This window comes from Slackia sp. CM382, assembly GCF_000293015.1.
GTDB lineage: Bacteria > Actinomycetota > Coriobacteriia > Coriobacteriales > Eggerthellaceae > Slackia > Slackia exigua.
Genome location: NZ_ALNO01000018.1, coordinates 22918 through 33468 on the forward strand (window position 1 = coordinate 22918; position 10551 = coordinate 33468).

Genomic DNA, 10551 nt, shown 5'->3' on the forward strand with positions numbered 1-10551 from the left:
CCGCGCTGATGCCACACAGCTGAAGAGATGCCGAGCAACCTGGCTTGAAACCTCGAATCGCGAAACGAGCGCAAATCATGCCATCAAATTGGACTTTCCAACGTCAGTAGTAAATCGACGCGGAACGCACGGTTTTCGACGATTTGGATGATGAGATTGAGCCAAGCTTGCCGATTTTCACCTTCGCGGACCTGATCGTTTGTTCTCTGGGAAATTATGGAACCCTTGCAGAAGCCAATTCAAAAGAGAGATCGGCCACGTGCAACAAGACCACGCTTTCGCAGTCGGTAGCGTGCCGAATGTTGGTGTAGCCACTCGATTTGCGAGGCGCGGGCTTCAGCCCGCCCGAGCGAATCGAGCTATCACCTAGAACCGAGAGCCCGGTTACTGTCGTGCCATGTTATGCCGCCTTCCCGATAGAGTCAACGTTGCCCGACAGGACCAGCGCGATTATCCTGGCCGCATGCTCGGCCGCCGTGCCCTTGTAGGTGGGCTTGGGCGCCGGTTTCCTGCGTTCCGGTTCCTCGTACGCCTCAGATATGGACGTTGCCGTGAACCGCCTGCGCGTCGACCAGTCCTCGTCCTTCTCGGAGAGCACGGCGCCGAGCATCCTGATGAGCGATTTCCTCGACGGGAAGACCTGGACGATGCGGCTGCGGCGCTTGACCTCGCGGTTCACGCGCTCCTGCACGTTGTTGGCGCGAAGGCGGCGGTGGTGCCCGTGGGGGAAGTCGAGGTACGCGAGCGCGTCGGCCTCCGCCTCTTCCAGGAGCTCGGCGGCCTTCGCGTTGAAACCGGCGATCTTCTCGCAGGCCAGGTGGTACAGCTCGCGCACGAGCGCGGGGTCCTTCTCGGCGAAGACGGCGTGCAGTATGGAGCCTATGGCGGCCTTGTGGCGCTGGCTCTTCGCGCATGGCGTCGCGTTTCTCTCCAAGTGAACGATGCAGCGCAGCCAGGCGGCGCCGAGGAAGACCTCCTCTATCGCCTTCCTGAGCCCTTCGTGGGCGTCGCTCGTGACGCACACGACGCCGTCGACGCCGCGGGAGCGAAGCGATTGCAGGAAGCCCCTCCACCCTAGGTACGACTCGGTGTCGATGGCGTCCAGGCCGACGAGGCGGCGGTAGCCGTCGTCGCCGCAGGCGGTCGCGGTGACGAGCGCGGTCGGGCTCGCATGCCCGGCGTCGCGGCACTTGAGGTAGGTCGCGTCGAGCCATAGGTACGGGAACCGCAGCTCCCCGAAAACGCGGGTCTGCAGGTCCTCCACGACGGCGTCGAGCGACTCGCAGATCCTCGAGACCTGGCTGGCGCTCATGCGGCCGATGCCCATCGCGTGCGCCGCCTTCTCGACCTTGCGCGTGCTCACGCCGTTCGTGACCATCTCGGAGACGGCCGCGATCACGGCCCGGTCGACGCGGGAGTAGCGCACGAGCAGGTCCTCGGGGAAGTAGCTGCCCACGCGGAGCTTCGGTATCCGCAGGGTTATCGGCCCGACGCTCGTCACGAGCGTCCGCTCGCGGTAGCCGTTGCGCTGGTTGCCCTCCGCGCACGCTTCGTCGGCCTGCGCGCCCATGATCTCGTTGACGAGCGCCTCGGCCATCAACCTTATTAGCTCCCGCAGGTTGACCATCCCGTCGTCGAATCTCGGAATCCCGGGCGCGACGGCGCCCATCTGCTCTAAACTTTCCATTGCGGTCATCGCCTTTCTTGTGAATCCATCAATCTCGACAATTGACGATTCTAGGCGATGGCCGTTTCCTTCACGAAATCATCCCGCTAGCGAAACGGCCGTTACACCAACTTTTGGGACGCGATCTCGCAGTCCAGGCCATTTGCCCCTAGCGACCCTGCGTTCATTCTCGCTATCGCGTGCTAAAGTGGAACTCAGTGCTGAGTCCCGGGTGAGTTCCGGTTTTGGGACGGTTTCGCGAACCAAAAAATAAATATAATAGCTGGTCAGACCATCCGTTGAGTTTACGCTCTTGGTTTTTGTGACAATCGAGTGGGAATGAAAAGGCTTCTGAACTAGACATTTACAGAGCGCTCCATCTACCGCTATCTATTACTATTCTGTTTGTCTGACAAATTCAAATTTGTGAGGGTGCTGAAATATGATATTTCATGAATTCGGCGATAAAAATTTCCCACATATACTGTTGATACACGGTGGAGGTAATTCATGGTGGAACTACCTTCGGCAAGCCCGTATGCTATCAGATAAATACCATGTAATCTTGCCAACGCTTGATGGCCATGGAGAAGAATATCAAAAAGATTATATTTCAACTGAGAATTCCGCACAGCAGATTATGGACTATATAAAAAGCAATTGCGATGGGAAATTGTTTGCTGTAGGCGGCGTTTCCCTGGGTGGTCAAATTGCTATCGAATTATTATCGTTGGATAGCGATATAGCGCAGAAAGCAATAATTGATGGAAGTATTTGTATCCCTCAGCCCAAACTGGCACGAATCAGTGCAATCACTGTAACGCTATTTGGGAAGCTTATGTTTAGCAGATCGGCTAGCAGGATTCAATTAAGCCTAATGAAGAAAATGTATCCCAACATGGCTTATCCTGCAGAAATAAAAAACTACTATATGGAAGATATGCCAAAGCTTCCTATCAAAACACTAGTGACGATGTATCGAACATATATGGGAGAGTATAGACTCAAAGACGCTATTGCAGAAAGCAAAGCACAGGCTTTATATATTTATGGTGAAAAAGAAATGAGTTGCGTCAAGGAATCAGCTAGGTTATTTCAAAAAATGCATCCTGATTGCACCCTCTATGAAGCAAAAGGGTACAACCACGGATATCTATCTGCTTATCTGCCTTTAGAGTGGATGGATCTGGTTAATCCGTTTTTGAAGAACTGCGTTTGATTTGACAGTAAGTTGAACTATAGAGTTATCGAACGAATCCAGGTTTATCTGCATAAACGATAGCTCGATAAACGATAGGCGTAATTACTTGCCGGTTTACTCGCATCAAAATCGTAAGCCCCTTCATAGAAGGCTAATTGTGAAACTCAGTCGTGTGTCGCAATCCGGCATATTCACAGGTAAGGTTTACCTTTCATTAGGTTGTGCTTATTTTCCACATCGAGTGCTAGAGTTGAACTCAGTCCTGAGTTCCGGTTGAGTACTAGTTTTGAGATGATTTCGCATACTGGAAAATAAATAAATCCGCTAGTCAAGTTAATCATTGAGTCCAAGTACCTCTGTTTTGCAATCATAGAATGGGAATAAATGGTCGTCTGCGGAGGGATGTTCCCAATGAATTCTATGGTTGGTTTCCCGGGTCAATTGAATCTGATAAAGCATCCTCATTAGAGGTGGTTTCAATATCGACGAGATGCTTCATCATCATATAGGTGCAGATCACAGCAAGCTTGAAACCACTTGCAACTCCGCCCTTATCTTGGTACTGGCGGCCATGAATACAATCGTTTCTGATGTTGAAGCCATTCTCAGAATACATGACGTAGTAGACGAACAGGAACTCGTTGCATCCTTGGATGGTGCCGGTAAGTTCGCGCACTTCTCCTATCAAGTCGGAAAGGATGCTGGGCGCATCCTTCAGCCGAATAAATGATTCTTTTTTCGCCTGAAAGGGAACGATGTCGAAAATCTCACCAAGCTTTCTGATTGTGTTCTCCAGCAATGGGAACAGTTGCGTCAAATCGCCTAGTTTTGGCTGATTTTCAGGAAACGGCATAAGACTGTACTGTCTCGGGGCGTTTTCTAAAATCCACTCATACGCTGGTCTGATGTCTATGAGCGAAGAAGTAAAGATGATTGTCTGACCAATCCATTCGTAGTAACCATCAATCATATTCTGATGGCTCATCGCATTTAGGAATCGATGACCGTTATTGTCGTAAACCCTCTGGATTTCAGAGGTGATCATGGCATCGATAGAACGTCCATCCTGCGGATATGTCACATGAATATGGTCAGGATAGTATTCCGATATTGTGGTCTTATTGAAAACAAGAGTTATGACATGCTCAGACATTGATTCCAGGGTATCTGCGATTGCAGTATCGGAAGGAAGAATCAAGCTGGCAATCGCATTCGGAGTATCGAGAAATACTTTGTTGATAGCGTCGACTTCGCTCTTGCCTACCGTACCCTCATGCGTAAACACCTGCATGTTTGAAACCACCGTGGCATAGTATCTATCCTGCCAAGCGTTCCTAAGGCTGATGAGAACCCGACGCACTAGCTTGTTGTCTATTCGGGGATTGTCCTGCATGTCTATGAAGAACATCATTGCCCAATAAAAGAGTTCGGCGATAGTAACGTCGATATTCTTGGAGTATTCAGAAAAGAGATTAAGAATAGTGTCCACGTCATCTGAATCGCAGTTCCTCGCGCAGGTTGAATTCTTGAAAACGGACACCAAATCAAAAGCTGATTGGACAGATGCTAGGGAATCCTTTGTAAAGCTGGCTGTTTTAGCAGCGAATATTTTCTGTTGCTCCTTCGAGCACAGAAGAGAATGCTCTCTCTCATATAGCAAATCTCTTGATAATCGCTCTTTCCCGATAAAAGCTCGCTAAGGCGTCTGTTGAATCTGCTCTTGATATCCTTGTCGAGCTTCTTCTCAGAAATCAGCCGCTCAAGAATATTGAACGATGTGCATGAGAGACTCCACACTGGCTTGTCTACGCTAGCACAGGACTCTGCGTGCTCAATACTTAGTTCAACGAGAATCTCTTGGCTTTTCTCTGATGGAGCAATGTCGTGCTTGCCGAATTCAAGCGCCTCGATTACGCATACGGCCCTCGCGTCAGAAAACACTTCCCTAGCCAGAGACAGCATCTTTTCTGACCATGCCGTAGTATCGGGAACCTCTACGCCATTGCCGTATCTCACAACAGGCTCGATATTGCCATTGATAAATGAAACCTCAAGAGCATCGCAAAGCAAAGCCTCTTGCCATGTCTGAAAAGACCTCTTTTTCACGTTTTTGAAGGAAAGAAAGTCGGCATCGAAATGTTCGTCCAGCATATTAGAGACATATGTCTTATCAACTGGAATCAAAGCAGAATCGAAATTTGCGCTCGATGTATCAATCACATTTGAGAAACCAGGCACATCTATCCGTTTAGAGAGGGTGACGATCCGACTTCTGTCATCTCCCAGGGGCTCAAAGTCGTGAAGCTGATGCAGATTGGAATAGACGAGCAATTGCGCGTTGTAGAGGTAGCCTGATTCGCTAACGCAGTTTATCAAGTAAGTTCCAAATGATGCTATGCACAGGATATAGAAGAACCCATCCCCTTTAATGCAATCCTCGGGCTTCATCAGGCCAGACCGTACAAGAACACATTCGTAGACACGTTTTAGCCAAGCCGTGTTGAATTCAGGTTTTACGTCCCCGACTTGATCGACCATGCGAGCCAAATGAACATATGCAGACTGAACCGACGAATAACACGCAGGGTAGTCGCTCATGCTCTCAAGGTTTAAAAAGGGCTCGAAAGCCTCTTCAGTATATTCAATGAACCACTGCCAGTCGTTTGACGACGAAAGCAGCCCTTCGGCAAAACGTACTTCTATCTCATGTTTATAGTAAGAAGTTTCTATCTCTATCACCTCTGTTACGAATCATTCGAACCCAGCGCATATGTTTTACTTCCGTAGCAAGCTTCATTGGTTCGTTCCTTTCTTTTCAACAGCCTCATAGAACTGAGCGGGATTCCCGAATCGCTGAGCTCGAAGGCCAAATCACCGAAGCCGCCAAGAGCGCTGAAGCGACAGAAGATCCGAAAGATGCGGCAGCAAGACTCCCGCGTGCATGGCTGCATGTAGTCACTTTGATGACCAAAACACCGTTTTCCCAGTTCAACGCTGCCACTCTTCGCTCGAGAATTGTCACTCTTGTGCCGGGTCGCGCCCTGCCCTGTCAACATCGTTCCCCTCCATATAATCAATTGCGTGCTATTGAACCGCGTTTTCGTGGGCCAAGGATTTACTCCCCAGTAACCTATTACCGTTCCAACACCATCGCGTGCCGAAGTGGAACTCAGTGTTAAGTTTCAGGTGAGTTCCGGTCTTGGGATGGTTTCATGTTGCCGAGAGCAAACCTATGTGCAGGTCAAAGCACGTGCTGAATGCACGGACGCTTAAATATAGACAATCGAATGGGAGTAGCCCAGCTCGTGCATTCTTCTAGCATCTAGCGGTAAGTAGTAGCATCTAGTCTCATCTTTTGGAATCGGCTCCCCGCCTACAAGGCGGGGAGCTTTTCTTTACGCGCTGCGTCCTCTCGGCAGCATCACGTCACCGTGATGCTGCCGCAAATAGGGATAACTTTAAGTTCCAACACTTGCAGAGCGCTAAGAGGGTCTTGCGCGAAGTTTCACAAGGCGAAGGAAGTCTCCACCTTGCCCGATCTGGGTTTGAGCGCACAGCTCGCCAACAACGGCGCCGCGAAGATCTACGGCGCGTCCCAGCTTTCGCAGCGCTGGAGGACGAGGTGCTATTGGGCAACGTGGAGGTGTGAATCAGGGCGGATGCGGCATCGTCTGGAACGACGAGCTGGACCTTGCCTGCGACGAGCTGTGGGGCATCGGAGTGGAGGCGGCAACGCCCTTCGACGGCCTCATGTCGTCCTCGGACGTCAGCGAGCCCTGGGGCCTTAGCGAGTCCATACCGCGCAAGGCCATCACGTACGGTAAGATGGACTCGTGTGCGGGCGCCCGCAAGTACGGAAAACAGCGGGTCGTCAACCTCGACGCCATGTCGCACGAGTACGGCGACCCGGTCGGCGGTGGTCCACGGGCTTTCTTGCTGCCAGGCGTTGGGTTCGATCGGGCAGATAGCCCATTCGACACTTGGCAAGAAACGCCTGCTAAGACGCTGTCAACCAGGTCGTACAAATTCAAATTTTTGCGAGGAATAAGATGATACTTGAAACGAAGAGATTGATTCTCCGACCGTGGGTAGAAAGCGATGCGGAGACCTTATATAAATATGCGAGCCATCCCGATGTGGGACCAATTGCAGGGTGGGCAATTCATACAAGCGTAGAGGATAGCCGTGAAATAATCCGGAGTGTTCTGTCAGCACCGGAAACCTACGCTGTCGTATTAAAAGAGTCCGATCAGCCCATTGGCAGCATCGGGCTTATGATCGGAAAAGCCAGCAGTATTGGCCTTCCTGATTCAGAAGGGGAAATCGGCTACTGGATCGGGGTCCCATATTGGGGGCAAGGGCTGATGCCCGAAGCAGCCAGGGAGTTAATGCGATATGGTTTTGAAAACCTGAGACTTAATAGAATATGGTGTGGGTACTTTGATGGAAATGAAAAGTCAAAGCGCGTTCAGGAAAAGTGTGGTTTTCATTACCATCATACGGCCTATAATGTGCCCTGCGCCATAGAGGGTGTCTTTCGAACAGGTCACATAACATGCCTTTCTATAGAGGAATGGCGATCAGTCAGATGAATTATAAATCTCAGTTTCGTGCTCTCTTCTTTCAGCAATGATCTGAATGTGGAAAAGAAGACGGCGGGTGTTCCATTCTCTCCTGCCCCGCTTCGTTTCGGAACTGCTCAACGTGAACTCAGTCGCATAACTCAGAAGACCGTTTTACCAGCTCAGATGGTTTGCTCCCCCAGTAAAACACGGGGAGTGCTCGGGGACGTCGATCCTTGCATGAACTCAGTTGCGCTCAATCGTTTTACGTTTTCGCAGTTCAGGGGTTTACTCCCCAGTGACCTGTTGCCATTCCAGCACTTGCGCGTGCTAAAGCGGAACTCAGCGGTGAGTTCCGGGTGAGTTCCGGTTTTGGGACGATTCCGTGCTGTCGGGAGTAAATGTAAGCGCAGGTCAGAGCGCGGGTTGAGTCCACTCAATCCCAAATATCGACAATCGAGTGGGAGTGAGCCTAAACGGCATGCTCCGCAGGGCCGGATCCGTTCGAGCCGGCCCGCTTGCTTTACGGGCCAATTGGGGGCTCTCTGCTTGGCTGTTGTGTCCTAAACTCGACTTATTCCAGATGGCCTCCCAACCTGCGCGCCCGCATCCCGTGCGGGCTTTCCGAATCGTTTATAGTTCATACGAAAGAAGGCCGTCACCGGGATTCGTCGCCAAGCGTCCCTAGGCGGTAGCAAGTGCTTCGCGCCATGACCTCGGGCTCGGAACGCGCCCGAGGTCTGTCCTCCGTCCCGCCTGTTCGTCGTCGGAATAGCCCCTCGTACACACGGAGGGAAACGGCTAACCTCAGCTCTGTGATTAGCCGCAGGGCTGCGGGGAAACGGCGAATCCTCAAAGCCAGGTCGTCCTGCGCCGGCACGCGTCAGACCAGCCGTCTCCCTCGATCCAGGGGGCGGAGCAGTCCGTCAGGAGGATGTCTGGGTCGCCGCCCCGCCTGACGTGCACGTAGTCGCCCGTCCAGTCCCCCTTGTCGAGCGCCAGGAACCCGGATTCGAACTCGAGGACTATCGCCTGGGTGAAGGAGACCGTCGCCTCCGCTCGACCGTCGCTCGATACTACGCCCTCGTCGTCCACAATCGCGATGCGCCGGACCGTTTCCCCGACAGACAGCTTAGCAGGTGCGGTCCCTCGGGAAGCCAGAGGTCTCCTGCGGAAGGTCTCAGCGCGAGCGCGCCGGCGTCCTCCGTCCAGCCGCTGGAGGAGGTCACCCTCAGCGTCACGTGGCTGCCATCCGCCAGCTCGGGGTTTGCCTCGGAGAGAATACTGCCCAACGGCTATGTCCGCGATGACGATACCTTGCAGCTCCCCTTCGATACGCCGCCCGCGATGGTGAACTTCTTCTACCATGAGCAGGTCAAAAGGTCGGCGAAGGCGAAGCGCGTCGTGCGCGCCCAAGGAGCTTGACAATCGCGCCTGGCATCATATGACAAATCGTCAGAGCATTTGTCAGATCTGACGGATGAGTGATGAGAAGGCCCGCGTTCTGAGTAGGACACGGGCCTTGGAGACGTTTGATTGTTTCGCTGGCTACAGCGCTTCGACACGGGGTGTTTCCTAGTCGTCCACGACAAAGTCAACTCTGCGATGCGGGCGTTGAGCTTACCCAGGAGTTCGAGCATGCGGGGCTTATCGGCCTTCTCTTTCTCCTCATTGAACCAGCAAGGCTGGTCGTACAAGTCGAACTCGTAGCATGACGAGTACAATTCGCAAATTTGGTCATTGAAAGCTTGCAAAGCCTCGTCATTGTCGATCGTGGGAATGCCAGTCTGGGCCTTGCCGTTGATGAACTCGTCTCTCCATAACGAACCAGCTAGGAAGTCGAGTGAAATCTTGAGAGCCTTCACTGTCGTGCCTTTCTGCTCTTCAAAGGGTAAGCGTGCACCTGACAAATCTTCAGACCATTTGTCAGGTGCAATTCCCGCATCGTCAGTAACCACACATGTTAGAATAAGCTAACTTTTACGTCCAAGGAGGATTTATGGATCACGCAATCCCATTCTTTGCAATCGGTCTCGTCGGCTCACTCGTTATGTTCGCCGCGCTGTTCGCGTTCGCGCTGGCGTAGCCGAAGGCAGCGACGGACATGGAGCACTTCACGGTCGAACACGACGGGTTCTGCGGCTTCTTCCACGAGCCGGTAAGCGGCGCGGGAGGCGCTGCGTGGTTCGCCGGCAAGGCGCTCATCGTGCTGGGCGGGAGCGAGGGCAATGAGAACATCCCGCGCAACCTGGGAGCGCGCTTCGCCGAAGAGGGACTTGCTGCACTCGGGGTCTGCTACTGGAACGCGCCCGGCCTGCCGGGCGAGCTCGTGGAGGTTCCCGTCGAGGCGGTCGCGCGGGCGGCGGCGCACCTCCAGTCGCGCGGCTTCGGAAAGGTCGGAGTCTACGGCATCTCCAAGGGCGGCGAGCTGGCGCTGCTCGCCGCATCCCTCGTCCCAGCGATCTCTTGCGTGGTCGCCCTCTCGCCGCTCGACCACGTCATGCCCGGCATCACTGGCAACGGCGGACTCGTGTCGAAAGGAGTGTCGGAGCGCTCGAGCTGGACCTGGCGCGGCAAGCCGCTTGCCTGCGCGCCCGGCGGGACGCGCATACCGTACGCGGACATCGTCCGCCGCCTGCTCGTCGAGCGCCAGCTGGACATGCGCTTCCTCTACGAGCGCATGCTCGAGCGCGCGACAGAGGACTCGGCCATCGAAGTCGAGCGCATCGGCGGCCCCGTGCTGTTGATAAGCCCCGAGTACGACACCATGTGGCCAAGCGACGAAGCAGCCCGCCGCATCGAGAAGCGCCTGCGCGCGCACGGCCACCCCTGGGAGGTGGAGCGCTTGACCTACGAGCGCGCAAGCCACATCATGGTGCCCCTGGAAACGGGCGCGCTCAGGCTCTTTCGCATGGAGCGCGAACATCCGCAAGAGTGCGCGGCAAGCCGCGCTAACGCGTTTAAAAGAACGCTCGCCTTTCTCGAACGGTGGTAGGGAGGATGATGGGGAACCGCCTCGCGGCAGCCCTCGGAGGATTCGATAAGGATAATGATCCTCGGTAAGAACCGCTTCATTTGAATGGAAGATTACTCTTTGCCTTAGAGTCGGAGAGGGGCTGAAA

At 53.5% G+C, this 10551-nt stretch carries 7 protein-coding genes; 4 read left to right on the top strand and 3 right to left on the bottom strand.

What is annotated here, in order from left to right; translation table 11 throughout:
- Nucleotides 1-400 precede the first annotated feature (400 nt).
- Nucleotides 401-1687 (bottom strand): IS256 family transposase, encoded by a 1287-nt coding sequence (locus HMPREF1155_RS07155; RefSeq protein WP_009078847.1) that lies wholly within the window; start codon nt 1685-1687, stop codon nt 401-403.
- A gap of 421 nt (nt 1688-2108) precedes the next feature.
- Here HMPREF1155_RS07155 and HMPREF1155_RS07160 point away from each other — a divergent pair, with 421 nt between their 5' ends.
- Complete coding sequence (locus tag HMPREF1155_RS07160; protein ID WP_081501538.1) at nt 2109-2885, top strand: alpha/beta fold hydrolase; 777 nt, start codon at nt 2109-2111, stop codon at nt 2883-2885.
- A 400-nt stretch (nt 2886-3285) separates the two neighbouring features.
- Here the strand turns inward: HMPREF1155_RS07160 and HMPREF1155_RS07165 are convergent, their stop codons facing one another.
- Both HMPREF1155_RS07165 and HMPREF1155_RS07170 read right to left on the bottom strand, forming a co-directional pair.
- Nucleotides 3286-4356: a hypothetical protein gene (locus HMPREF1155_RS07165; protein ID WP_155999229.1), complete on the bottom strand. Its 1071-nt coding sequence runs from the start codon at nt 4354-4356 to the stop codon at nt 3286-3288.
- A gap of 77 nt (nt 4357-4433) precedes the next feature.
- Nucleotides 4434-5606: a hypothetical protein gene (locus tag HMPREF1155_RS07170; RefSeq protein WP_009078976.1), complete on the bottom strand. Its 1173-nt coding sequence runs from the start codon at nt 5604-5606 to the stop codon at nt 4434-4436.
- Nucleotides 5607-6512: 906 nt separating this feature from the next.
- Between HMPREF1155_RS07170 and HMPREF1155_RS09015 the strand changes: the two genes are divergently transcribed.
- The 3 genes from HMPREF1155_RS09015 to HMPREF1155_RS07190 all read left to right on the top strand — a co-directional run bounded on the left by HMPREF1155_RS09015 (nt 6513) and on the right by HMPREF1155_RS07190 (nt 10424).
- Nucleotides 6513-6920: a hypothetical protein gene (locus HMPREF1155_RS09015; protein WP_009079003.1), complete on the top strand. Its 408-nt coding sequence runs from the start codon at nt 6513-6515 to the stop codon at nt 6918-6920.
- Nucleotides 6917-7459, top strand: coding sequence for a GNAT family N-acetyltransferase (locus HMPREF1155_RS08905; protein ID WP_081501539.1), 543 nt, complete (start codon nt 6917-6919; stop codon nt 7457-7459). Before HMPREF1155_RS09015 ends, HMPREF1155_RS08905 begins: the two co-directional genes overlap by 4 nt.
- 2074 nt (nt 7460-9533) lie before the next feature.
- Complete coding sequence (locus HMPREF1155_RS07190; protein WP_009079109.1) at nt 9534-10424, top strand: acyl-CoA thioester hydrolase/BAAT C-terminal domain-containing protein; 891 nt, start codon at nt 9534-9536, stop codon at nt 10422-10424.
- Nucleotides 10425-10551: the final 127 nt, after the last annotated feature.